20 protein-coding genes, 3 tRNA genes and 1 pseudogene are annotated in these 22888 nt (G+C 67.1%); 17 read left to right on the forward strand and 7 right to left on the reverse strand.

Annotated features, from left to right (window positions below):
• The first annotated feature begins 14 nt into the window (after nucleotides 1-14).
• Nucleotides 15-1055 (forward strand): alpha/beta hydrolase, encoded by a 1041-nt coding sequence (locus RVF83_RS07325; protein WP_005198779.1) that lies wholly within the window; start codon nucleotides 15-17, stop codon nucleotides 1053-1055.
• On the opposite strand, the gene hisC is transcribed toward RVF83_RS07325, so the two are convergent.
• Nucleotides 1052-2119, reverse strand: coding sequence for a histidinol-phosphate transaminase (hisC, locus tag RVF83_RS07330; protein WP_005198778.1), 1068 nt, complete (start codon nucleotides 2117-2119; stop codon nucleotides 1052-1054). The genes RVF83_RS07325 and hisC overlap by 4 nt on opposite strands.
• Before the next feature lie 117 nt (nucleotides 2120-2236).
• On the opposite strand from hisC, the gene RVF83_RS07335 reads away from it, so the two are divergent.
• Both RVF83_RS07335 and RVF83_RS07340 read left to right on the forward strand, forming a co-directional pair.
• Nucleotides 2237-2328: transfer RNA gene (locus tag RVF83_RS07335), tRNA-Ser, on the forward strand.
• A gap of 36 nt (nucleotides 2329-2364) precedes the next feature.
• A tRNA-Arg gene (locus tag RVF83_RS07340) sits at nucleotides 2365-2437 on the forward strand.
• 59 nt (nucleotides 2438-2496) lie between these two features.
• Here the strand turns inward: RVF83_RS07340 and helR are convergent.
• Entirely contained in the window at nucleotides 2497-4677 is a 2181-nt protein-coding gene (gene helR / locus RVF83_RS07345; protein WP_005198777.1) for an RNA polymerase recycling motor ATPase HelR, read from the reverse strand.
• A 465-nt stretch (nucleotides 4678-5142) separates the two neighbouring features.
• On the opposite strand from helR, the gene RVF83_RS07350 reads away from it, so the two are divergent.
• Together RVF83_RS07350 and RVF83_RS07355 are read left to right on the forward strand one after the other, a co-directional pair.
• Nucleotides 5143-5889 (forward strand): MmpS family transport accessory protein, encoded by a 747-nt coding sequence (locus RVF83_RS07350; protein ID WP_005198776.1) that lies wholly within the window; start codon nucleotides 5143-5145, stop codon nucleotides 5887-5889.
• A 62-nt stretch (nucleotides 5890-5951) separates the two neighbouring features.
• The gene (locus RVF83_RS07355) at nucleotides 5952-6602 is read left to right on the forward strand and encodes a putative glycolipid-binding domain-containing protein (protein ID WP_005198775.1); all 651 of its coding nucleotides are present in this window, start codon (nucleotides 5952-5954) and stop codon (nucleotides 6600-6602) included.
• Here RVF83_RS07355 and RVF83_RS07360 read toward each other — a convergent pair.
• Nucleotides 6568-7578, reverse strand: a complete 1011-nt coding sequence (locus RVF83_RS07360; protein WP_341262011.1) for a prephenate dehydrogenase — start codon at nucleotides 7576-7578, stop codon at nucleotides 6568-6570. The genes RVF83_RS07355 and RVF83_RS07360 overlap by 35 nt on opposite strands.
• A 79-nt stretch (nucleotides 7579-7657) precedes the next feature.
• Between RVF83_RS07360 and RVF83_RS07365 the strand changes: the two genes are divergently transcribed.
• The 9 genes and pseudogenes from RVF83_RS07365 to RVF83_RS07405 all read left to right on the forward strand — a co-directional run bounded on the left by RVF83_RS07365 (nucleotide 7658) and on the right by RVF83_RS07405 (nucleotide 16034).
• Nucleotides 7658-8200 (forward strand): tRNA adenosine deaminase-associated protein, encoded by a 543-nt coding sequence (locus tag RVF83_RS07365; RefSeq protein ID WP_039880483.1) that lies wholly within the window; start codon nucleotides 7658-7660, stop codon nucleotides 8198-8200.
• 10 nt (nucleotides 8201-8210) lie between these two features.
• Nucleotides 8211-8675: a nucleoside deaminase gene (locus RVF83_RS07370; RefSeq protein ID WP_005198772.1), complete on the forward strand. Its 465-nt coding sequence runs from the start codon at nucleotides 8211-8213 to the stop codon at nucleotides 8673-8675.
• Between the two features lie 123 nt (nucleotides 8676-8798).
• Nucleotides 8799-9068 carry a hypothetical protein gene (locus tag RVF83_RS07375; RefSeq protein WP_005198771.1) on the forward strand — a complete coding sequence of 90 codons (270 nt, stop codon included), beginning with the start codon at nucleotides 8799-8801 and terminating at the stop codon, nucleotides 9066-9068.
• A 170-nt stretch (nucleotides 9069-9238) separates the two neighbouring features.
• Complete coding sequence (locus RVF83_RS07380) at nucleotides 9239-9448, forward strand: CsbD family protein (RefSeq protein ID WP_005198770.1); 210 nt, start codon at nucleotides 9239-9241, stop codon at nucleotides 9446-9448.
• Nucleotides 9449-9526: 78 nt separating this feature from the next.
• Nucleotides 9527-9617 (forward strand) — tRNA-Ser (locus RVF83_RS07385).
• A 220-nt stretch (nucleotides 9618-9837) separates the two neighbouring features.
• Nucleotides 9838-11304, forward strand: coding sequence for a class I adenylate-forming enzyme family protein (locus RVF83_RS07390; RefSeq protein WP_005198769.1), 1467 nt, complete (start codon nucleotides 9838-9840; stop codon nucleotides 11302-11304).
• 119 nt (nucleotides 11305-11423) lie between these two features.
• Nucleotides 11424-13286, forward strand: a complete 1863-nt coding sequence (locus tag RVF83_RS07395; RefSeq protein WP_005198767.1) for a DUF3556 domain-containing protein — start codon at nucleotides 11424-11426, stop codon at nucleotides 13284-13286.
• Nucleotides 13283-14709, forward strand: a pseudogene (locus tag RVF83_RS07400) (phytoene desaturase family protein). The gene RVF83_RS07395 and the pseudogene RVF83_RS07400 overlap by 4 nt, the downstream one beginning before the upstream one ends.
• Before the next feature lie 23 nt (nucleotides 14710-14732).
• Nucleotides 14733-16034 carry a PucR family transcriptional regulator gene (locus RVF83_RS07405; protein ID WP_039880480.1) on the forward strand — a complete coding sequence of 434 codons (1302 nt, stop codon included), beginning with the start codon at nucleotides 14733-14735 and terminating at the stop codon, nucleotides 16032-16034.
• A 14-nt stretch (nucleotides 16035-16048) separates the two neighbouring features.
• Here RVF83_RS07405 and RVF83_RS07410 read toward each other — a convergent pair whose 3' ends face one another.
• The gene (locus RVF83_RS07410; protein WP_005198764.1) at nucleotides 16049-16882 is read right to left on the reverse strand and encodes an SDR family NAD(P)-dependent oxidoreductase; all 834 of its coding nucleotides are present in this window, start codon (nucleotides 16880-16882) and stop codon (nucleotides 16049-16051) included.
• 161 nt (nucleotides 16883-17043) lie between these two features.
• Between RVF83_RS07410 and RVF83_RS07415 the strand changes: the two genes are divergently transcribed.
• The gene (locus RVF83_RS07415) at nucleotides 17044-17943 is read left to right on the forward strand and encodes a helix-turn-helix domain-containing protein (RefSeq protein WP_005198763.1); all 900 of its coding nucleotides are present in this window, start codon (nucleotides 17044-17046) and stop codon (nucleotides 17941-17943) included.
• A 13-nt stretch (nucleotides 17944-17956) separates the two neighbouring features.
• Here the strand turns inward: RVF83_RS07415 and RVF83_RS07420 are convergent, their stop codons facing one another.
• Entirely contained in the window at nucleotides 17957-18427 is a 471-nt protein-coding gene (locus tag RVF83_RS07420) for a hypothetical protein (RefSeq protein ID WP_005198762.1), read from the reverse strand.
• A 411-nt stretch (nucleotides 18428-18838) separates the two neighbouring features.
• Between RVF83_RS07420 and RVF83_RS07425 the strand changes: the two genes are divergently transcribed.
• Nucleotides 18839-19198: a UBP-type zinc finger domain-containing protein gene (locus tag RVF83_RS07425; protein ID WP_005198761.1), complete on the forward strand. Its 360-nt coding sequence runs from the start codon at nucleotides 18839-18841 to the stop codon at nucleotides 19196-19198.
• Between the two features lie 58 nt (nucleotides 19199-19256).
• Nucleotides 19257-20603, forward strand: a complete 1347-nt coding sequence (locus RVF83_RS07430) for an NAD(P)/FAD-dependent oxidoreductase (protein WP_255220661.1) — start codon at nucleotides 19257-19259, stop codon at nucleotides 20601-20603.
• Here RVF83_RS07430 and RVF83_RS07435 read toward each other — a convergent pair.
• Together RVF83_RS07435 and RVF83_RS07440 are read right to left on the reverse strand one after the other, a co-directional pair.
• Nucleotides 20521-22269, reverse strand: a complete 1749-nt coding sequence (locus RVF83_RS07435; RefSeq protein ID WP_168432619.1) for a DUF3556 domain-containing protein — start codon at nucleotides 22267-22269, stop codon at nucleotides 20521-20523. The two genes, RVF83_RS07430 and RVF83_RS07435, sit on opposite strands and share 83 nt — an antisense overlap.
• A gap of 85 nt (nucleotides 22270-22354) precedes the next feature.
• Nucleotides 22355-22795 (reverse strand): winged helix-turn-helix transcriptional regulator, encoded by a 441-nt coding sequence (locus RVF83_RS07440; protein ID WP_005200581.1) that lies wholly within the window; start codon nucleotides 22793-22795, stop codon nucleotides 22355-22357.
• Between the last annotated feature and the right edge of the window lie 93 nt (nucleotides 22796-22888).

The following is a 22888-nucleotide window of genomic DNA, read 5'->3' on the forward strand; positions in this document are numbered from 1 at the left end:
CAGCATGGCAAAAGATGACTTCCGGTGCGGTCGGGGTTTTGCCGGGTAGGGAGTTCGACGTGATTTCGAGGCGCTTGATCGCGGGCCTTGCCAGTCTGGTGATGACGGCTGCGCTGACCCCCGTGGTCGCCCATGCGGCACCGCGGACGACCGAGCCGAAACCCGTCGCACGGATCGCCAAGACCGTGAAGATGAGTGCCCTGCGCACCGACGTCTGGGTGTACTCCCCGGCCATGCAGGACCGCATCCGCGTGTCCGTCCTGACCCCGAAGGGTGCCACGGGTCCCCGGTCGACGGTGTACATGCTCGACGGCGCCGGCAACTACAAGGATGTCAGCGACTGGATCACCAAGGGCCGTGCCGGCCGGTTCTTCGCCGACAAGAACGTCAACGTAGTGCTCCCCGCCGGGGCGTCGGGCACCTTCTACACCGACTGGAAGAGGCGGGACGCCAAACTCGGCAAGCCGATGTGGGAGACGTTCCTGACCAAGGAGCTGCCCCCGCTCGTCGACAAACGGTTCAACGGAAACGGGCGCAACGCGATCATCGGTCTGTCGATGGGCGGACAGGCGGCGTTCGCGCTCACCGTCCGAAACCCGGCGATGTACACCGGCGTCGCATCACTCAGTGGATGCCCGCCGGTGTCGGGTCCGTTCAACGAGGCATACGTGCGCTCGACGGTCGGCCGCGACGGCGGCGACGCGACGAACATGTGGGGACCGTTCGGCTCCGCTGGATGGCGTGCCCACGATCCGGCCCACCATCTGGACAGACTCCGCGGCAAGAACATCTTCCTCTCCGCCGGCTCAGGGGCCATCGGCCCGCTCGATCTGCAGCGCCGGATCGACCCCGAAGAGGGGACCCGCGACGTCGTGACGGCGTCGTCGTCGGCCCTCGAGCTGGGCGCCTACCGCTGCTCGCTCGAGTTCGCGGTCACCCTGCGCGCCGCGCGCATTCCGTACACCAACGGCTTCCGCCTCATCGGTACGCACACCTGGGGCTACTGGGAACGCGACCTCGAAGTCGCGTGGCCCACCATCGCGCGCGGTCTCTAGGCCCGCGGGCCGCCCCAGTTCTCGGCGAAGGCCAGGAAGACGTCGCTTTCGACGGCGTTGGTGACCGTCACCCGGACGCCGTCACCGTCGAACGGGCGGATCACCACACCGGCGTCGACACCGGCACGCGCGAAGTCCATCGCCGCGGCGCCGAGTTCGAGCCAGACGAAGTTGGCCTGCGAGTCGGGTACGCGGTACCCGGCGGCACGCAGCCGCTCGGTGACGCGGGCGCGTTCGGCGACCACGGCGTCGGTCCGCGCGACGAGTTCTTCGCCCGCTTCGAGGCTCGCGATGGCGGCGGCCTGGGCGACGCTGCTCACCGAAAACGGCACGTGAACCTTGCCCAGCGCGGTGATGACCTCGGGGTCGGCGATCGCGTACCCGACACGGAGGCCGGCCAGCCCGTATGCCTTGGAGAAGGTGCGCAGGATCACCAGGTTGGGGAACTCGCGACGGAGCTCGAGTGCGTCGTAGGCCTGGCTCTCCGGCAGACGCAGGTACTCGAAGTACGCCTCGTCGAGCACGACGATGATGTCCGACGGCACCTTCTGCAGGAACGCGCGGAGGTCGGCGGCCTCGACGACGGTGCCCGTCGGGTTGTTGGGGTTGCACACGAATATCAGGCGGGTCCGCTCGGTGACGGCGGCGGCCATCGCCTCGAGGTCGTAGGTGAGGTCGCCGGTGAGCGGCACCTGGACCGGCGTCGCGCCCGTGACACGCGTGGCCAGCGGATAGGTCTCGAACGAACGCCAGCCGAAGACCACCTCGTCCCCGAGGCCGCTGGTGATGGTGATCAGGTTCTGGCAGAGGATCACCGATCCGCACCCGACCTGGATCTCGTCCTCGGTGACGCCGAGTTTCTTGGCGAGCGCTGCGGTGAGTTCGACGATGCCGTTGTCGGGGTAGCGGTTGACTCCGGCCGCCGCTGCGGCGATGGCGTCGACGACGCTCGGCAGCGGACCCTCGGTGACCTCGTTGCTCGCGAGCTTCACGGCCCCGGGAAACGTCTTGCCCGGAACATAGACGGGAAGGGTGTCGAGATCGGGGCGGATTCGCAGGCTCACCAGACCAATGTAGGCCGACCCGTCAGAGGGGCAAAAACCGGCTCTGACCAAACGGTTTGCTTGTGGACGCGGCGGGTGTGTAATCTTTGGCCCGGCAGTTCGAAAGGACTCCGCCAAGGAGGCGTGCCAGAGCGGCCGAATGGGACTCACTGCTAATGAGTTGTCTCGCTAAAACGGGACCGGAGGTTCAAATCCTCTCGCCTCCGCCACCGCAGTCGGCCGACGGCGGTACAACTGAATAACACGCGCCCGTAGCTCAACGGATAGAGCATCTGACTACGGATCAGAAGGTTTGGGGTTCGAATCCCTACGGGCGCACAGCGAGAACCCGCCACCGATTCCCGGTGGCGGGTTTCTTCGTCTGTGCCAGAGGTGATCTACGCGTCTGTGGTGAGCACCACCAATTCGTTCGTCGCGCGCGTCATCGCCACATACCGGTCGACGGCCCCTTTGATTCCGTTCCCGACGGACTCCGGATCGACGAGCACGACGAGATCGAACTCGAGTCCCTTGGCGAGGGTCGGGGTCAGCGACCGCACCCGTTCGGTCCCGGCGAAGTCCGGGGCCCCGATGACACACGCGATGCCCTCGTCGTGCGCGGCCAGCCAGTCGTCGACGACGCCGGCGAGCTCGGATCGCCGTCCGTACCGGACCGGGACGCCCGTGCGGCGTACCGAGGTCGGGACGTTGGCGTCGGGCAGCGCGGCACGGATGACCGGTTCCGCAGCGGCCATGATCTCCTCGGGCGTCCGGTAATTGATGCTCAGTCCCGACCGGGCGACATCGTCGAACCCGACCCGCCGCAACCGATCCGACCACGACTCGGTGAATCCGTGGCGGGCCTGTGCTCGGTCGCCGACCACCGTGAAACTCTTCGACGGGCAACGGCTCAGGAGCATCTGCCACTGCGCGTCGGTCAGCTCTTGTGCCTCGTCGACGACGATGTGCGCGAACGGGCCGGCGAGCCGGTCCGGGGCGTCGTTGTCGGCGAAGACGCCGTCGTCGAGCGTGTTTCGCAGGTCCTCGCCGCGGAGCATCGTCATCAGACCCTCGCCGTCGTCGTACACCTGCGCGGCGATGAGATCGTCGACCACGCGGTTCATCCGCTCGTGCTCGGCGTCGACCGTCGCCCGCCGCCGACGTCTGCGCAGTGCGGCTTCGGGATCCCCGACCCTGCGTCGCGCGGCGTCGAGGAGCGGGAGGTCGGCATCGGTCCAGGCGTCGGGGATGTCGCGCTGCAGGGCACGCACCTCGTCGGGCGACAGCCATGGTGCACATCGGCGCAGGTAGGCGGGCACCGACCACAGATCGCCGACGATGTCCGCCGGTCGTAGAACCGGCCACGCGCGATTGAACGCCGACGTGAATACCTCATTGCCGGCTAGGGCACGCCGCAGTGCGCCGAAGGGGACATCGGCGTCGTGCTTCGCGGCGATGATCGAGGCGAGTTCCTCCCACACCTCGTCCCGGCCGTCGTTGTGCGGTGTTCCCGACTCGGGGACGTCGAACGCTTCGGCCCAGTCCGCGGCGGTGAGAGTGACCTCGGCCCAGGGGGTTTCGACGACCAGCGGCGTCGTGGGTGGTTGTTCGTAGAAGGACACCGCCGGCTCGACGGCTGCGACCATCCGCACCGACGACTTCAGCCGTGCCACGCGATCGTCGGATTCCGTTGTCACCGAATCCCCTTCGACGACGAGATCGGCGAGTGTGCACGTCTGCACACTCTCCTCCCCGAGGCTCGGCAGCACATCGGCGACGTAGTTGAGGTACGGGCGATGCGGACCGACGACGAGGAGCCCTCCGCGGTGACCGGCGAGTCGAGGGTCGGCGTAGACGAGATAGGCCGCCCGATGGAGGGCCACCACCGTCTTGCCCGTCCCGGGGCCGCCGTCGACGACCAGCGCGCCCTGGGAGCCGGCACGGATGATCGCGTCCTGATCGGCGGCGATCGTGCCCAGCACGTCCCGCATCCGCGGCGAACGGACGGCGCCCAGGTCGGCGATGAACGCCGACTGGTCGTCGAGAGCTGCGTGACGATCAAGGGCCGCCGGGTCGTCGACGAAGACCTCATCCCAGTAGTCGGTGATCCGCCCTCGCGTCCATCGGTAGCGGCGTCGGCTGACCAGTCCTGCGGGATCACGCAGGGTCGCGGCGAAGAAGGGTGCCGCCACGGGTGTACGCCAGTCGACGAGAAGGGTTCGACCGGCGGCATCGGTGAGACCGAGCCGACCGATGTAGAGAACCTCACCGTCGGCGCCGACGATGCGACCCAGACACGTTTCGAGGCTGAAGCGCTGCAGAGCCCGTACGCGGGAGAGGGTTTCGTGGATCTCCAGATCCCGATCCAGGGCTCGACGCCCGCCGCCGCCATTGGATCGCCGCAATACCGCGATCCGGGCGGTGGCGTCCGTGATGCTCTCGGCGAGGCTCGTGGCGATCGTGGCGAAATGCCGTTCGTCGTCGGCGATGAGAGCGGGGTAAGCCTTGACGGTCAGCCTGGGCGGCAGGTCGAAGACAGTGCTGGGTTCCGGGGCGAGCGGGGCGGACGGCACGGACAAGGCGGCTCCGATGGTGCGATGCGGGTAAGACTTTCGGCAGGTGGGAAGGCGATTCTGCACCCGGTGGGGGGTCTTGCGGCAAGGCCCCGTCCAGCGCTTATGGTGAAGAGGGAAAACTTTCGGACACCGAGCGGGTCACGGATGACGACGCGCCGCGCCCATCTGTTGCACGCTGTTTCCAGTTGTGTGAAGGTGTCATCAGTTCATTCGGTGAACTATTTCGGTGGGGCCTGTCAGGGGGCTGCCGCCCCCAGGTACTGGGGGTAGGGGCGGCAGCGCGGCTTCGGTCGACGCGAGTTCCCGCAGGGACACCGGGCCGCGGTGTCATTCTCGATCTCATTCGATCAGCCGGTTCCGAGACCTGCCGCGCCCCGGGCGACCTGCGATTCCGGACCACGCGGGGACACCGGCATCGCGACCCGCCGTAAGGTCGAAGACAGACGACACTTCGACCGGAGGCCGACGATGGGACAGCCGTACGGCGGGCCGAACCGCGATGCCCGCGACCCGCGGGATCGTGGCAATGACCCGTACACGCAGACACCCGCGTCATCGCAGCTGTACCCGCCGCTCGGTTACGCCCCGGACGGTACGGCCCTCTTCACGCCCGGCCAGCCGACGAACACCGAACTCCGGCTCGCCGAGCAAGCCGAACGCGAACAGTCTCGGGCCGCCGCCGAGTCGACCGCCGGGGCGGACGACGAGTCGCGCATCCCGAAGGTGTCCACGACGTCGCTCATCGTCTGCCTCGGACTCGTCGTGCTGGTGGCAGTGGCGATCGTCGGGTTCAGCGGAATATTCCGGAACGAGCCCACCGAGCCGCCGCTCGCCGACCCGCCCACCACGATCGACACGGTCCCGCTTCCCCGCACATTCGAGCCGCCGCGGCTGACCCCCGACGGTCCCGGCCGGTCGGCGCCCGGCGGACCCGACGAGCGGGTCAACCCGCAGGACAAGCCGGTGACCTACGAGGTCGCCATCGACGGCCAGGCGACCATCCTCTACGTCGACGCGATGGGCCTGCGGTCGGAGTTCGCGCCGTCGAATCCGTGGAGTGTCGAGTTCACCGGCAGCGACAATCCGTTGCGCCTGCTCGTGATCGCCGGGACGGGGAGCGGCGCCAAATGTTCGATCACCGTCGACGGTGAGGTGGTCGTGGAGGACACCGTGACCGCGTCGTCGGCCCGGCGCACCGCCTCCTGTATCGCCTGACCCGGCAGTGATCGGCGTCTCCTCGGTCGTCCGACTGGTGGAGTGACCAGCACGTCCGATGTGTGATCGGCCCGTCGGCTCGCTACCGTAGTCGTGTGAGTTCCCCGCAGACAGCCCCAGAGAACGGGCAGTCCTCCGCCACCACGGACGAGTTCAAGACAGTGCTGACGTGGCGTGGTGAGGACACCGATCGGCTCGAACAGGTGCGCCTGGTCGTCTCGGGCGCGCGCGTGAAGGCCTACGGCCGGATCATCGCCGCCGAGACCGACGACCACGAAGCGTTCTCCGCGTCGTACGAATTGCAGACCACCGAGTCCGGCGTCACCAAACGCCTGACCGTGCACCTCATCTGTGAAGCGGGGGAGACCCAGTTCGGCATCACCCGCGACAACGAGGGGACCTGGCTGATCCGGCGTCCCGACGGCGAGATCATCCAGTCGGACTTCGACGGTGCCGAAGACGTCGACCTCGGGCTGTCGCCCATGTTCAACGCGCTTCCGCTGCGCCGCAAGGCGCTGACCCCGGCCGACGGTGCCGTCGACATCCCGGTCATGTACATGTACCTGCCCAGCGGTGAGGTGAGGGCCGCGACGATGTCCTACACCGCCACGGCGAACGGCATCGACCTCGTGTCGCCGCTGGCCACCACGACCCTCACGCTCGACGACAACGGATTCGTCACCGACTACCCGGGACTCGCCCGACGGGTCTAGTCAACCCACCCCAGACCCTGCCCTGATGGGCCTGGCGGCGGAGTTCCTCCTGCCAGCCGGGCTCGCCGATGGTCACTCCGCTGATCGGGTCCGGGTCGCCCTCGTGCAGTCGCTCGTACGCCGTGCGCGCCCGGTGGCCGTCGTCGACCAGGACCTCCGCGGTCCCGTGGTCACGCAGCTCGTCGCGCGCGGCGATCAGCCGGTCGATGGTCTCGCTGAGCACATTCAGGACGGCGATGCCGTTGGCCTCGATCATCGCCCGCTGCAGCGCGGGTGCGGTTCCGGCGACCCGGGTCCCGTCGCGGAAACTACCGGCGGCCAGGCGCAGTGCCAGGTCGCTCTCGCCGGCGCCCACGGCCGCAGTCGCGGCTGCCGTCAGATGCGGCATGTGCGAGATCGCGGCGACGGCCCGGTCATGCGCGTCGGGCGCCACCGGTACCACCTGCGAGCCCGCGAGCCGCGCGATCGACGCGACGGCCAGCCAGTCGTCGGCGTCGGTGTGATCGGTCGTGGTGACCGCCCACATCGCTCCCTGGAACAGCGTCGGGTCGGTCGCCGACCAGCCCGACCGGCTCGTCCCGGCCATCGGATGGCCGCCGACGTACCGGGCGCCGGGATGCGCCCGCGCGATCACCTTCTCCACCTCCTGTTTGACGCTGATCACATCGGTCAGCAGGGCACCGGGCGCGTGTTCGGCGATGGCCGAGACGATCGGTTCGATCGTCGTGACCGGCGTCGCCAGCACCACGACGGCATCCGTCTCGGCCGCCCGGCGCAGGGTGGCGACGAGATCGGTCGACGCCTGGTAGCCGTCTGCAGTCGCTGCGTCGACGGTGGCCGGCGAGCGGTTGTAGCCGAACGTGTCATGGCCGGCGTCGTGCAGGACGCGCAGCAGCGAGCCACCGATCAGACCCAGACCGAGTACGCACACCGGCGTCGTGGGCGCAGAATGCGAGGACGACGAGTCAGCAGTCACGCTGACAACGTTCCCATACCTTGATCGATGCCCGTCCCGGGACTTGGGACTGCCGGTGATAGCGGCTACGGTTTCTCCCATGGCTGGTGCCGGATTTGGGAAGTCGGGGTCGAACGCGCAAGACGTGGACGACGACATCGACGGTTTCGCCGTCGCGGTGGTCCGTGACGAGAGCGGTTGGAAGGTCACCGCGCTCAAACCGTCGGCGCTCTCTGATCTCGACGACGCCGAGCGGCAACTACGCGAGCTCCGTTCCGCCGGAGCGGTCTTCGGGCTGCTCGACGTCGACGACGAGTTCTTCATCGTCATCCGCCCCGGCCCGTCGGGCGCGCGACTGTTGCTGTCCGATGCGACCGCGGCGATCGACTACGACGTCGCGGCCGATGTCCTCGACGCCTTGAACCTCGACGTCCCCGACATCGACCCGGACGAGCTCGACACCATCGATCCGTGGGAGGAAGGCGACCTCGCGGTCCTCGCCGATCTCGGCCTGCCCGACGCGGTCATGAGCATCATCGTCGGCGACACCGACCTCTACGCCGACGAACAGCTCGGCATGATCGCCGCCCGACTCGGCTTCGCCGACGAACTGGGCAAGGTTCTCGACTCCCTCGGACACTGACCGGCGCCCGATGAGCGCGCCCGCCTGGGAGAGCATGGTCCGCGCGGCACTCGACGCCGCATCGCTGTCGGGAACCGACGACGTCCCGATCGGTGCCGTGGTCTTCGACCCCGAGGGCGTCGAACTCGCGCGTGCGGCCAATCGCCGGGAAGCCGACGGTGACCCGACCGCTCATGCCGAGGTACTCGCCCTCCGTGCTGCCGCCCGGGCGTTCGGTGACGGCTGGCGACTTCCGGGCTGCACGATCGCGGTGACCGTCGAGCCGTGCACGATGTGCGCCGGTGCGATCACGCTCTCCCGTGTCGATGCGCTCGTGTTCGGGGCGTGGGAGCCCAAGACCGGCGCGGTCGGATCCCTGTGGGACGTCGTGCGCGACCCGCGCCTCACCCATCGCCCCCAGGTGAAGGGCGGCGTCCTCGAGGACGAGTGCCGGGCGTTGATGGTCGACTTCTTCGCGACCAAGCGCGCGCGCTGAGCAGACGGTCCGGGGCGGGACACCAAAAAATCGGGGAGATCTCAGGGTCGCGACCGATGGTCGGTGCTGTGCCGCTCTGGCAGATTGGACAGGTAGTCCCCCACCAGATCTCGAGGAGTAGCCATGTCCGACCCGGCCGACAAGGTCACCGCAGCCTTCGACACCGCCAAGTCCAAGATCAACGAACTGGCCGAGAGCGGCAAGGTGCAGGAAGCGCTGGGCACCGCCCGCGACAAGATCGACGAGTTCGTCGAGAGCAAGCAGGTCCAGGATGCGCTCGGCACCGCCAAGGACAAGCTGAGCGAACTCGCCGAGAACGAGAAGGTTCAGGACGCCGTGAGCACGGCGAAGGACAAGATCAGCGAGGTCGCCCAGAAGTTCAACAATCGGTGAGCCCCCTGTGACCTGCGGTTCTGCAGCTAGGGGCGTGTCTGTGGCACGGTGGAAACCAGGAGTCAGCTCCTTCAAGCGACGCTCGCGTCGAGCCACCGGCGCGTGATGGCCGCTGAGTTCTTCCACCTCGGCCGGCACCGGGCCGCGCCGAACCTCATCGAGGAGGCTTCATGGGAACCACTGACGACGCCAAGAACAAGGCCGAAGAGCTGAAGGGCCGCGGCAAAGAAGCCGCCGGCAGCCTCACCGACAACGACGACCTCAAGAACGAGGGCAAGGGCGACAAGACCCAGGCTCAGGGCAAGCAGAAGATCACCGAGGCCGCCGACGCCGTCAAGGGCAAAGTCGACGACGTCAAGGACAAGCTCACAGGACACTGAGATGCCCGCTGCACCCGGTTTTATGGCTCTGACCAGCTGATTTAAGACTCAACGCCCTGCTGCGGTACAGTCTTTCGCGGTGGCGTGTCCGAGCGGCCGAAGGTGCAGCACTCGAAATGCTGTGTGCGGTAACCCCGTACCGAGGGTTCAAATCCCTCCGCCACCGCCAGAAATGGCCCCCGTCAAGTAGACGGGGGCCATTTCTCATTCGGCGATACCGTTGCGGAGAATCCGGAGTGCATCTTCGGTCCTTCGACCACCGTTGTGCTCCGAGCACAAAGGCCCCTCCCAAGTCTGGCCTCCCGGGCCGTTCCAGATCACTTCAGGCTTCCTTAGTGTTCTGGATCACATATCTGAGGACAGAACGCCGAGTCTTGGAGGCCCTACCCGTGACCAGTTCCTATTTTGCCTGGGACCTGACGAAGCGTGGCGACGCACCATGCGTCCGCGACGACGAGACCGCACTCGACTACATGAGCTTCGCCGAACGCGTCGAAGCCGCTGCGGAACAGTTCGCTGCGCGGGGTGTCGGCCGGGGCGCCGTGGTGGCGACTTTCCTGCCGAACCGCGTCGAACTGCTGATCACGCTGATGGCCGCCTGGCGGCTCGGAGCGATCGCCACCCCGGTCAACCCTGCGTTCACGCCCGACGAGGCCGAGTACCAGCTGACGGACTCGGGCGCACGCCTCGTCGTCGGAGTGAACGCGGGCGGGACCGATCCCGATCGTGACTTCCTCTCCGTCGGCGACCTCGCCACGTCGCCAAGCCCGCGCTGGCGAGTCCCGGCCGCGCCGGGCTTCGATGACGACGCCCTGCTCATCTACACGTCCGGCTCGACCGGCCGCCCCAAGGGCGTGCGTCTCTGCCACGGAAACTTGCACCACATGGGATCGGCGATGGCCCAACACTTCTCGCTCACCGATCGGGACCATGCCCTTCTCGTGTTGCCGCTGTTCCACGTCAACGCCATCTGCGTGAGCTTCCTGGCGCCGATGCTCGTCGGCGGGCAGTTGAGCATCACCGGCAAGTTCTCGCCGAGTCGATTCTTCGACGACGTCGCGCGACTGAAGCCCACGTACTTCTCCGCCGTCCCGACCATTTACGCGCTCCTGGTCTCGCAGCCCGGGCTCACCCCGGACGCCACCGCGTCGCTGCGGTTCGCGGTCTGCGGTGCGGCCCCGATCTCCAAGGAACTGCTCGACCGCGTCGAACAGGCCTTCGGCATCCCGATCGTCGAGGGTTACGGGCTCACCGAGGGCACATGCGCATCTGCCTGTAACCCGGTAGACGGTGTACGCAAACTCGGCACGGTCGGGCCTGCGCTACCCGGCCAGCACATCGCCATCGTCGACGCCGCAGGCGCCGAGGTGCCGACCGGTGAGATCGGCGAGGTCGTCATCAGCGGACCGAATGTGATGCGCGGCTACCTCAATCGTCCCGATGCCACCGCCTCGACCATCGTCGACGGCCGGCTGCACACCGGTGACGTCGGCCGTCTCGACTCCGACGGCTACCTGACCCTCGTCGACCGGATCAAGGACATGATCATCCGTGGCGGCGAGAACATCTACCCGAAGGAGATCGAGAACGCGCTCGCCACCCACCCCGGCGTCCTCGAATGCGCCGTCGTCGGTGCCCCCGACGAGCTCTACGGCGAGTTACCGGTCGCCTTCGTGGTCGCCTACCCGGACCGGAACCCGTCGGCCGAGGAACTCGCTGCCCACATCGCCGGCCGACTCGCGAAGGTCAAGCAGCCCAGCGTGATCCACGTCGTCGGCGAACTGCCGCGCAACCCCGTCGGCAAGATCGACAAGCCGGCCCTGCGCAACGAGTTGCGCAGCCCCGCACCAATCTGACGACCACCACACGATCCACCGACTCGCAGCCGCCGGCTGCCGAGGCGATACCCCACGCGCCACGGACCCCCGCGACGCCCGAATCCAGTGATATTCCACCGGAAAAGGAGTGCACAGAAATGGGACTCACCCAACCCGATTTCCCCCAAGTGGACCCGGAGACATTCCTCCAGAGACCGTTCTTCGACCGAATCCGCACACTCGGCGCCCATTGGGCCGATTACGGATTCGGCACACCGAAGATGGTGCACATCATCTATCTGGTGAAGGTCTTCGTCTTCTACGTCGGCGTGGGGATCACGCTCGCGACCCTGACGTCCGGGCTCAACCCGCTCCACGTCACCGAATGGTGGAACCAGCCCATCGTCTACCAGAAGGCGATCCTGTGGACGGTGTTGGTGGAGATCCTCGGCATCGGCGGCTCGTGGGGTCCGCTGGCCGGCCACTTCAAGCCGATGACCGGTGGCATCCTGTATTGGTTGCGGCCCAAGACGATCCGGCTCCCACCGTGGCCCGGCAAGGTGCCCTTCACCAAGGGCGATTCCCGCACCCCCTTCGACGTCGCGGTGTACGCCCTCATTCTCACGAATCTCGTTGTCGCGATCGCTCTTCCGGGTGTCTCGTCGGACTCGCTCGACGCGGCGATGGCAGACAACCAGGGCCTGGTGAACCCGACGCTGATGTACCCGCTGATCGCGCTGATCGTCGTGATGGGACTTCGGGACAAGGTCATCTTCCTGGCGGGACGATCCGAGCAGTATCTGCCCGCGATCATCTTCTTCGGAATCCTGCCGTTCGTGGACATGATCCTCGCGCTGAAGTTGCTGATCGTGACCGTCTGGGTCGGTGCCGGCATCTCCAAGATGGGCCACCACTTCTCGATGGTGATCCCGCCGATGCTGTCGAACACCCCGTGGCTGCCGAGCAAGACCATCAAGCGTGCGCACTACCGCAACTTCCCCGAGGACATGCGGCCGTCGAAGCTGGCCGGCGGCGTCGGGCACGTGCTGGGCACCATCGTCGAGATCGTCACGCCTCTGGTGCTGCTCTTCTCCACCAACAAGACGCTCACTGTGGCCGCGGTCGTGCTGATGGTGTGCTTCCACCTGTTCATCCTGTCGACGTTCCCGCTGGCCGTCCCTCTCGAATGGAACATGCTGTTCGCCTACGCGTCGGTCTTCCTGTTCCTCGGGTTCCCGGCGTGGGACGGCTACGCCCTCGCCGACACCTCGACCCCGTGGGGCCTGGCGCTGATCGCCGCGGCGCTCTGCTTCTTCCCGGTTCTGGGCAACCTGCGGCCCGACCTAGTCTCCTTCCTGCCGTCGATGCGTCAGTACGCCGGCAACTGGGCGTCGGCGACCTGGGCATTCGCGCCGGGCGCCGAGGAGAAGCTCGACAAGCACGTCGTGCGACCGGCCAAGAACACCCGCACGCAGCTGCTCGAGTCGTACCCGCCGGAGGTCGCCGACGTGGTGATGCACCAGCTGCTGGCCTGGCGGTCGCTGCACAGCCAGGGCCGCGCGCTGTACTCACTGATGATGCGCCACCTCGGTGAGGACATCGACACCTACACCCTGCGGGAGGCAGAGTTCTCCTGTAACTCACTGGTGGCCTTCAACTTCGGTGACGGACACCTCCACGACGAGAAGCTCATCGCCGCTCTCCAGCGACGCTGCAACTTCGCGCCCGGTGAGTTCACTGTCGCGTGGATCGAGTCGCAACCCATCCACAAGGGCACGCAGAGCTACAAGGTGATCGACGCCGCGCTGGGTGTCATCGAGACCGGAACCTACCGGGTCGTCGACGCGGTCAACGAGCAGCCGTGGCTGCCGAACGGGCCGATCCCGTTCGACGTCGAGTGGACTCTCGACGTTGACGCTCGTCGCGCGGTCACCGATCCTGAGGTGGTGCGTGAACCGCAGATGCGCCGCAACGACAGCGGCACGTCGCCCGTGCAGGCGACAGATCAGGTGCAGCAGTGACCACTGCTGTCGTGGTCGGCGGCGGGCCCAACGGGCTCGCCGCCGCCCTGCACCTGGCCCGCAACGGCGTGCAGGTGCAGGTACTGGAAGCCGCCGACACGGTCGGCGGTGGTGCACGGTCCGGTGAACTGACCGTGCCCGGCGTCATCCACGATCACTGCTCGGCGTTCCATCCGCTCGGTGTGGGGTCGCCGTTCTGGGCCGAGGTCGGACTCGAGAAGTACGGGCTGGTGTGGAAGTGGCCGGAGGTCGACTGCGCGCACCCGCTCGACTCCGGGGACGTTGCGCTGCTGTACCAGTCGATCACCGAGACCGCCGCGGGTCTGGGCGACGACGGAAGGCGCTGGCGATCCATGTTCGGCGACCTGGCCGAGCATTTCGACGACCTCGGTGAGGACCTGCTCAGGCCGATCGTCAACATCCCCGGACACCCGATCAGGTTGGCCGCCTTCGGGCCTCGCGCGGTGCTACCGGCCACCGTGCTGGCCCGCTGGTTCCGCACCGAGCGCGGGCGGGCGCTCTATGGCGGGATCGCCGCGCATCTGTTCTCCCGCCTCGACCGGCCGTTGACCGCATCACTCGGCCTGATGATCGCCGCTAGCGGACATCGGTACGGATGGCCTGTCGCCGAGGGCGGTTCCGGCGCCATCATCGCGGCGGTGACGGCTGCACTGCTCGACGCCGGCGGCAAGATCGAGACCGGGGTCCGAGTCAGCTCCCGCGCCGACATCCCGCCCGCCGATCTCGTTCTTCTGGATCTCTCGCCGGCGCAAGTGCTTTCGATCTATGGCGACGCCATGCCCGCGCGGGTTCGCCGCTCCTACCGGCGGTACCGCGTCGGGTCGTCGGCCTTCAAGGTCGACTTCGCCATCGACGGCGACATCCCGTGGACCAATCCGGATTGTGTGCGGGCCGGAACCGTTCACCTCGGCGGCGATTTCGACGAGGTCGCGTACACGGAGAAGCAGCGCGCCGCGGGGGTCATGCCGTCCCGGCCCTTCGTCCTGCTCGGTCAGCAGTACGTTGCCGACCCCAGCCGGAGTGCGGGCGGAATCAATCCGATCTACGCCTACGCCCACGTCCCACGGGGTTTCGAGGGCGACGCCACCGACCAGATCGTGGCGCAGATCGAGAGATTCGCTCCGGGTTTCCGCGACCGCATCGTCGCCACGACGAGCCTGGGAACCGAGGCCCTGCATCAGGGCAACGCCAACTTCGCGGCCGGCGACATCATCGGCGGCGCCAACGACGGACTGCAGATGGTCCTGCGCCCCCGCCTTGGCATGGACCCGTACTCGACAGGTGTTCCGGGCGTGTACATCTGCTCGCAGGCCAGCCCCCGGGAGCCGGTGTGCACGGATTGTGCGGATTCCATGCGGCGGAGTCGGCGCTTCGGCACAGCCGAAAGGTCTCGAAGCCTTGACCGGTTCGGGTTCCTTTCGATCGATGTCGACGGCGGCCGGTGACGCCGCCCGCGATCGGCTGGCCGGGGTGCCCGCGGCCGCCGACTCCGAATTGCTCGAACACGCCGCGCTGGTCGCGAAGATGTTGCGGGAGGGCGAGTCCGAGCTCGTCGCCGAGCTGAGCTCGATGATGGCCCGCGGCATCGACCAACTCGACACCGACCCGAAACTGGTGGAACTCCTCGCGGCCAGTGTGCACGGCAACGTGTCGACCATCATCCATGTCCTGGCCAACGACATACCCATCGAGCATCTCCAACCGGCTACTGCCGCAGTGGAGTACGCCCTCAGGTTGGCGCAGCGCGACGTCCCGTCGAACTCACTCGTCCGGGCGTACCACATGGGCCAGAACAGTATGATGCACCGCTGTTACCGACTGGTCGAGGAACTCGACCTCGACGGCGAGGCGTCCATGGCGCTCATCCGACACATCTCCGATGTGGTCTTCGGATACATCGACTGGATCACCCTCTACGTGTTCGAGGCATACGAGGACGAGCGACGCCGGTGGCTGGGCGTCGAGGGCAATGTGCAGTCGGCGGCGATCCACACGTTCCTCGGCAGCCTCGACACCGACGACCGCGACTTCGAGAGGGAGACCGGATACCGTCTGGACCGGCGACATCTGGCGCTGATCGTGTGGTCGGCCGACGATGATCCGGTCGAGCTGGTGGTCCTCACCCGCGCGGCAAGGGATCTCGCGGTCGCGCTGGGCGGTGGCGGGGACCCCATCGTCACCGCCATCGACCGATCGACGGTCTGGGCCTGGATTCCACTCGCCCCCGGTCGAGGGGGCGGTGACGACCCGTCGGAAAGCGTTGCGCGGGCGACGTTGCCGACGGGGGTCAGGGTCGCGTGGGGCCTGCCCGGATCGGGTGCCCGCGGCTTCCGGCGCACCCATGAACAGGCGCGAGCTGCCTACTCGGTCGCGACGACCGCCGGCAGTTCGGCCGGCCGGGTCGTCGGCTTCGGCGACCGTGGTGTGGCCGTCGTGTCCCTGCTCGCGAGGGATCTGGATTCGACGAGGTCCTGGGTTCATGAGGTGCTGGGGGGCCTCGCCGAGGACACCCCCAACGCTGCCATGCTCCGGGAGACGCTGTCGGTGTACTTCGCCACGAAGGAAAGCCACCTGCGCACCGCCGAGCGGCTGAACCTGCACCGCAACACCGTGAAGTACCGCATCGGCAAGGCGTTGGCCGAGGCGCCGCGCGACCGCGATCGCCTCGACCTCGCCCTGGCGCTCACCGTCTGCGAGTTCCTCGGACCCACGGTGCTCGACGGCTGACCCCGGGCCGCCGGTCAGTCACACGCGGTGGCCGCCGAGGCCTCCCATAGCGGCGCGATCTCCTTCTCGATGCGTTCGGTGATCGCCACCCGCCGGTCGAGTGCGTCCTGGCCCACCGGAAGATGCAGTGGCAGTGGATCGTCCGACGACACGATCCGATGGATGAACGCGGCGCCCTTGACCGGATCGCCGAGCTGCGAGTGGTTGGTCACCTCGGCCCACTCGAGTGTTGCGTGAGCCGGAGTGCCGTCGTACGCGGCAAGCTGATTCGCCGGGAGCTGCAGCGAACTGACGTCGAGGAAATCGGTGCGGAACACACCGGGTTCGACGACGGTGCTCTGGATTCCGAACGCAGCCAGCTCACCGGCGAGTGATTCGCTGATGCCCGCGACCGCGAACTTGGTCGCCGAATAGAGTGCGACGCCCGGCTCGCCCTCGAAGCCGCCACGGGACCCGATGTGCACGAGTTTGCCGCGACCGGCGGCCCGCATCAGCGGCACGACCGCACGAGTGGCGTTCAGGAGCCCGAAGACGTTGACGTCGAACACCGACCTGGCCTCGGCATCGGAGATCTCTTCCACCGCGCCGAGGAGGCCGCGGCCGGCATTGTTGACCAGGACGTCGATGATCCCGAATCGCTCCACCGTCGATGCGACGGCGGTGGCGACCTGGTCGACGTCGGTGACGTCGAGCGGCACCGGGAGGACGTCGGGGTGATTGCGGACGTCGTCGGGGATGGAGTTGATTTTGCGTGCACAGACGGCGACGCTGTCGCCGGCCTGAAGAGCGGCCCGTGCGATCTCGAGGCCCAGTCCGCGGCCCGCGCCGGTGATCATCCAGACAGACATGTTCGTACTCACTTTCGTTGGGATGGTGGTGAATCGCCGTCGAGGCGATGACATCCATGGTTGCGATGCCGCGAGCACCGGTGAAGAGAGAGTTCTTCCTGGGACAAACTGGGCCACCTTCACCCTTTGACGCAGGTCGACGGACCTCCCAGGATGGAGACATGGCCGATCAGCTGGAACCGTCACTCGCCGATTTCCTCCGCGCGGCTCGCGGTCGGCTGTCGCCGGACGCCGCCGGGATACCCGATGCGGGACGCCGCAGGGTCAAGGGCCTGCGGCGCGAGGAACTGGCGATGCTCGCCGGTGTGAGCGTCGACTACTACACGCGGTTGGAGCAGGGACGCAGCAAGAGCGCGTCCCTGGAGGTGCTCGACGCGCTGGCCGACGCCCTGCAGCTCGATGACAGCGAGCGCTCCCATCTGCACGCGATCGCTCGTCGCGAACCGGCCAGGAGGCGCCGCGCCGACAGGCCGCAACGCCTCCACGAGTCGACCCGGGAACTACTCGCCACCTTCGACGCTGCGCTGCAGCCGGCGTTCGTCCTCGGACGCCGGTTGGATGTGCTGGGCCACAACCGACTTGCCGGACTCCTCGTCGTCGACTTCGAGAACTTGCCTGCGGCGGAGCGCAATCAAGCCCGTTTCGTCTTCCTGGACCCGCATGCGCGCGACCTGTATACGGACTGGGACGGTGTCGCCGCGGACACCGCAGCCATGTTGCGCATGGACGCGGGCAAACATCCCGACGACCCCCGGCTCGGAGCCCTGGTGGGCGAACTGTCCATCCACAGTCCGGAATTCGTCAAGCTCTGGGCCCGTAACCGCGTGCACGAGCGCAGCGTCGGCACCAAGCGCTATCACCACCCGCTGGTAGGTGATCTGACTGTCGCCTACCAGGCCCTGACACCGGGCGACGATCCCGAGCAGACGATCTTCGTCTACCGGACCGAACCGGAATCGGCGTCGCGACATGCACTCCAGCTGCTGTCCGGGCTCGCCGACGATCCGGCGTCGCCTGCCGGGACGAAGCCCATCTCGCGCGCCGCCGAGCCGGGTACCTGAGCGACCCCGGGTATCAGCCGATGGCGGTCCGGCGTTCCTGCGCGGTGTTCTTCCGTGCCGCCGCGACCGGAGACAGTGCGACGGCGATGGTGCCGGTCACCACCAGGTGCGACGGGACCACGGCATGAAGTGTGCGCCGATGCCGGGACAGGTCGACGACGGTGATGTCGAGCATCGACCCTGTCGAGCCGGCCCCGGGGAACGCGACGTCGAGGATCGACGAGTGGAGGGGAAGTGCGGCATCGATGGCGACGACCGCGCGTCCGTGGGAGATCACGACCGAGGTCATCCGGGTCACCAGCGTCGAGAACCACTCCGACGGTTCGCACGAGGACTGGCTGACGGGTAGTCCATCGGCGTCGAGGTAAAAGGCGACCTTGCGCCGGAGGGACTCCTCGCGCAACGAGACCTCTCCCGCGAGGATGTCGTCGCCGGCGGCGCTGAGCTGGGCTCCCCAGGTGGATGCATCGAAGGTTCTGGTCACTTCTGACCCCTCTCGGCGAAGGACTGTGTTCTCACAGTGTGACCGATCGAGTGCAGTTCTGCACCAGGACGCGACGGAAAGATGTTGAACAACAACGAAATCGGTGGTCGGTGTGTGCCGGAGCGCACACGCTGGAGTCGGCGCCGATCCGACGCGAACGACGATCGGGTGCTCGACCGCGATCTCGTCGTGTGCACCGATCATGGCGCAACATCACGCCTCCGCACCTCGGACACGCCGTTGTCGATTGATCGGGGGCACCGGGCTACCCGGTAGCCGGTATCCCGGTGCACCGGCCAGCCCCCGGTCGGGTTGGCGGTCAGCATCGACGACATCCGCCCGCGGCCGGACGAGTCTTGAAGTCACCGATCCAAGACTCTGCAGTGGCACTGCGCGAGAGGAGCTCTCATCATGAACGACACATCGATCGACACCAGCGTTCCGCCGAGCGGGCCGGGTTGCGTCGAATGCGAGGCCGCCCGGTCATGGTGGTTTCACCTGCGGCGATGCGCCGAGTGCGGTCACATCGGCTGCTGTGACGACTCGCTCAGCCGCCACGCCCGTCAGCACGCCGCCGAGACCGGACACACGGTGATGCAGAGCTTCGAACCGGGGGAGAACTGGTTCTACAGCTTCCGAACCCGTCAGGTGTTCGACGGCCCGACGATGGTCGAACCCACGTCGCACCCGGCCGATCAAGGCGTTCCCGGACCGGTCGGTCGCGTGCCAGGTGATTGGGTTCGGCAACTGAATCATGCGCACTCACGCTGACTCCCGAAACCGATTTCACCACTTCGATTCACAAACCACGGAGCCCACCATGTCCACCATGAATTCACACGCCACCGACCTCGTCAGAGTCTACGGTCGCACTCAGTGCCGGCGTGCGTTCGAACTGCGTGACTTCCTCAGCCGGAGCGTCGTTCACTTCGAATGGATCCCGATCGACACCGACGTCGACTCCACACGGCACTTCGGTCTGCCACTGGACGAGACCGATCTTCCGATCGTCGATCTGAGCGATGGTTCGCGGTTGCACTCGCCGACGGTCGCCGAGCTGGCCGACCGGCTCGGGTGGGTCCAGGAACCGAAGCTGCCGGAGTACGACGTCGCGATCTACGGCGCCGGGCCGGCGGGACTGTCCGCAGCGGTCTACGCGGCGTCGGAGGGGCTGAGCGTGGCCGTCCTGGAGCGCGAGGCCGTCGGCGGGCAGGCCGGTTACAGCAGCCTCATCGAGAACTACCTCGGCTTCCCGAAGGGCATCCCCGGAGGCGAACTGACGGAACGCGCCCGCCAGCAGGCGGTGTCGTTCGGCGCCGAACTCCTCCTCATGCGCGACGGGATGCAGACCCGCTTCGCCGACGACCGGGTGTACACGACCCTGAACGACGGGACGACCGTCGTCTCACGGACTGCGGTGTGCACAACCGGCGTCGAGTGGCGACGTCTCGGACTCCCTGACGAGGACCGCTACATGGGCTGCGGCCTGTTCTACGGGGCGGGGACCAGCGAGGCGTCGACGTGCTCCGATCTCGAGGTGTTCGTCGTCGGTGGCGGGAATTCCGCAGGTCAGGCGGTGATGAACCTCTCGGCGTACGCCAAGCGCGTCACCATGCTGGTCCGCGGGCCGTCCTTGTCGGCGACGCTGTCCGCCTATCTCGAGGAGCGTGTCGTCCGCCGGCCCAATGTCGAGATCAGGACGAACACCCGGGTGGTCGGCCTCGACGGAGCGCAGGGGCTGACGGCGATCCGTCTCGAGGACACCAGGACCGGCGCCGTCGAGGAGGCCGACACGGAACGACTGTTCGTCTGCATCGGTGGCGACCCTGCCACCGAATGGGCTGCCGGGACACCGCTGGTGCGCGACGATCACGGATTCCTCATCACCGGACCCGATCTCGTGCGCACCCATCGCGAGGCGCACTGGCCGCTCGAGCGCGCCCCTTACTACATGGAGACCTCGGTACCCGGGTTCTTCGCGGCCGGCGACGTTCGCCGGAACTCGGTGAAGCGCGTCGCGTCCGCCGTGGGTGAAGGGGCGATGGCGGTGACCTTCGTCCACAGTTACCGGCCTCGATCTAGTTGTTTCAGATCTAGCTGTGCACGCCGGTGTGGCTCCCGTCGGCACGCCACGTCACCGTCGTCGGGACCTCGTCGTCCCAGGGCTGGCGGGTGACGAGGTCGGCGACCCGGACGTACCCGCGTTCGAAGATGCCGGTCGCCGGATCGATCAGGCGATACTCCTGCGTCTGGCGATGGATCGGCTGGGCGTCGAGCAGGACGATCCGGACCTCACCGGGCTCGAAACGGCAACGCCGTTGCAGTGATTCGATCAGCTGCTCGTTCGAGAGGTGACCGTCCCCGAAGTTCCAGCCCATGGCGGTACTGCAGATCCGCTCACCGTCGGTGAGGACGTACTGCTGCTCGGGAGTTCCGGCCATCGCGCGGTGGGCGAGCGTGAACAGCGCGCGGCCGTGACTGTTGAAGGCGCGGAACGCATATCCCATGTAGAGCGGGATCTGCGCGGCTTCGGGGCTGCCGTAGAAACGTTCGAGCTGCGCGGCCGGCATCGATGCGATCGCCACGATGCCCGCTTCGATCTTCGCCGACGCCGACGGTTTGATGCACCACAACCCGGTGTCCCAGTTGCCCGCGTAATACCGCATGCCCGGCAGGAACGACACCTTGCGCGGCATCAGGTTCCCGACGACGACGGTCGTCGCCGACACCGCGAACAGCACAATGGGCCAGGGTGATTCGAGATCGGTGAGGCCGATCCCCGGGTGTCCGACGAAGATCGCCAGGATGCCGAACATCATGAAGACGTTCCACTCCAGCGGGACGCCCATCGGGATCGACGACAGGATGCCGAAGTGGAAGACGAGCATGATCGCAGCGGCGATCCCGCCCACCCATCCCCCGTGTGAGAAGAACAGCACGATGGGAACGAGTCCCTCGACGGCGGTGGAGAAGTGGGCGATCCAGCGTGAGCGTCGTCCGGGGCGCAGGTCGTCGGGGAAGTCCTCGAAGAACTTCCGTTTGATCCTCGGCGACCGCCAGATCGGGTTGTTCGACATCATCGTCGCGATGACGAAGGGGAAGTGCTTGTTCAGCTTCGATGTCGCCGCGCCCAGCCAGATGCACAGGAACAGGAGTTTGGCGCCGATGATCATGTCGACGCCGCTGAACAGGAACGTCACCGTGAGCGCCCCGTACACCTCGCCGCGCGCCGCGAGGAAGACCGTCTTGTCGCGGAGCCCGATGGCGGCGAGGAGCGCGAGGATGGTCCAGATCTGCCACACCGGCAGCACCCCGACGGTCGTGTCGAGAGCGGGTACGGCCCCGGACCCGGAGCTGAAGAGCGCGATCAGCACGACGACGATCAGCGCGCCGTAGAGCGCGACGTCGACCGGGGTTCGGGTGTCGCCCGCGGTCAGGGGAATCCGCGGCCACGGGGGTTGGCGGATCGTTTTGGGGCGCAACCAATAGAGGATCGAACCGAAGGGCGGGAAGAAGCGGTTGTTCAGCGGACCGAACCCGCAACCGAATCCCACGACCTCGAACAGCATCGTGTAAAGCACGATCTTCTGGAAGACGATCGGCTCGTTGTACCAGTCGGTGACCGCGAAGAAGCCGTCGATGCCGGGCGTCGAGATGACGATCGCCCAGCCGATCAGGATGTAGGCGAGGATCTTTGCGACATAGAACAGGTGCAGGGCGACCGGGGTTCCGAACCCGACCTCGGCCCAGTGTCGCGCCATCGGTCGGATCTTCTCCGCTCGCGTGCCCTGACTCCAGGTCGGGAAATCGATGTCCGGCGTGGTCTGCTTCAGGAATCCCATCGTTGCCGAACGTAACAAACCAAGCGATTGCTCGGGGTCGGATCAGGCCTGGTCGAGCGATTTCGGCACCGTGCGTGCATTCCGGTCACCGATGCGCGGCATCGTATGCCTCGCGGCTAGCGTGCACCTCGTCCATGTGGGCCTCGGCCCACGTCTTGATCGACGCCATGACGCCGTGCAGGGACAGCCCGAGGTCGGTGAGCTCGTAGGTCACGGTGACCGGGACGGTGGCAGTCACCGTGCGGGTGACGAGTCCATCGCGTTCCATCGAGCGCAGCGTCTGCGTCAGCATCTTCTGGCTGACACCGGCCAGGCGTTGTGCGAGTTGGGAGTAGCGCATCGCCCGCGGGCCTCCGGGACAGTCGTTTCCCGGGGCGGGCCCGTCGCTGCCGAGTGCGGCGAGGATGAGCGCGACCCACTTGTTGGAGATGCGGTCCAGGAGCTGGCGACTCGGGCACTGCGCGAGGAAGGCGTCGTACTGGGCGCGAGCCTCGGCTCGTTTGTCGGCTGCGGTCTGCGTCGGCATGGCGGCACCTTTCGTTTCGGTGTGTAACGCACTTCGAAGTGCGTACTTCCCATTAGAGAGTTGCTCTCTCATGGTGGTTCCTAGAACCGCTAC

The sequence above is a fragment of the Gordonia rubripertincta genome (genome assembly GCF_038024875.1).
GTDB lineage: Bacteria > Actinomycetota > Actinomycetes > Mycobacteriales > Mycobacteriaceae > Gordonia > Gordonia rubripertincta.

What these genes read in the sequence shown, in the direction of transcription:
- RVF83_RS07365 (WP_039880483.1), top strand. Translation starts at nt 7,658, where the DNA reads ATGGCTGGTGCCGGATTTGGGAAGTCGGGGTCGAACGCGCAAGACGTG.
- RVF83_RS07415 (WP_005198763.1), top strand. Translation starts at nt 17,044, where the DNA reads ATGGCCGATCAGCTGGAACCGTCACTCGCCGATTTCCTCCGCGCGGCT.
- RVF83_RS07325 (WP_005198779.1), top strand. Translation starts at nt 15, where the DNA reads ATGACTTCCGGTGCGGTCGGGGTTTTGCCGGGTAGGGAGTTCGACGTG.
- RVF83_RS07425 (WP_005198761.1), top strand. Translation starts at nt 18,839, where the DNA reads ATGAACGACACATCGATCGACACCAGCGTTCCGCCGAGCGGGCCGGGT.
- RVF83_RS07375 (WP_005198771.1), top strand. Translation starts at nt 8,799, where the DNA reads ATGTCCGACCCGGCCGACAAGGTCACCGCAGCCTTCGACACCGCCAAG.
- RVF83_RS07430 (WP_255220661.1), top strand. Translation starts at nt 19,257, where the DNA reads ATGAATTCACACGCCACCGACCTCGTCAGAGTCTACGGTCGCACTCAG.
- RVF83_RS07440 (WP_005200581.1), bottom strand. Translation starts at nt 22,795, where the DNA reads ATGCCGACGCAGACCGCAGCCGACAAACGAGCCGAGGCTCGCGCCCAG.
- RVF83_RS07435 (WP_168432619.1), bottom strand. Translation starts at nt 22,269, where the DNA reads ATGGGATTCCTGAAGCAGACCACGCCGGACATCGATTTCCCGACCTGG.
- RVF83_RS07410 (WP_005198764.1), bottom strand. Translation starts at nt 16,882, where the DNA reads ATGTCTGTCTGGATGATCACCGGCGCGGGCCGCGGACTGGGCCTCGAG.
- RVF83_RS07380 (WP_005198770.1), top strand. Translation starts at nt 9,239, where the DNA reads ATGGGAACCACTGACGACGCCAAGAACAAGGCCGAAGAGCTGAAGGGC.
- RVF83_RS07350 (WP_005198776.1), top strand. Translation starts at nt 5,143, where the DNA reads ATGGGACAGCCGTACGGCGGGCCGAACCGCGATGCCCGCGACCCGCGG.
- RVF83_RS07405 (WP_039880480.1), top strand. Translation starts at nt 14,733, where the DNA reads ATGTCGACGGCGGCCGGTGACGCCGCCCGCGATCGGCTGGCCGGGGTG.
- RVF83_RS07395 (WP_005198767.1), top strand. Translation starts at nt 11,424, where the DNA reads ATGGGACTCACCCAACCCGATTTCCCCCAAGTGGACCCGGAGACATTC.
- RVF83_RS07370 (WP_005198772.1), top strand. Translation starts at nt 8,211, where the DNA reads ATGAGCGCGCCCGCCTGGGAGAGCATGGTCCGCGCGGCACTCGACGCC.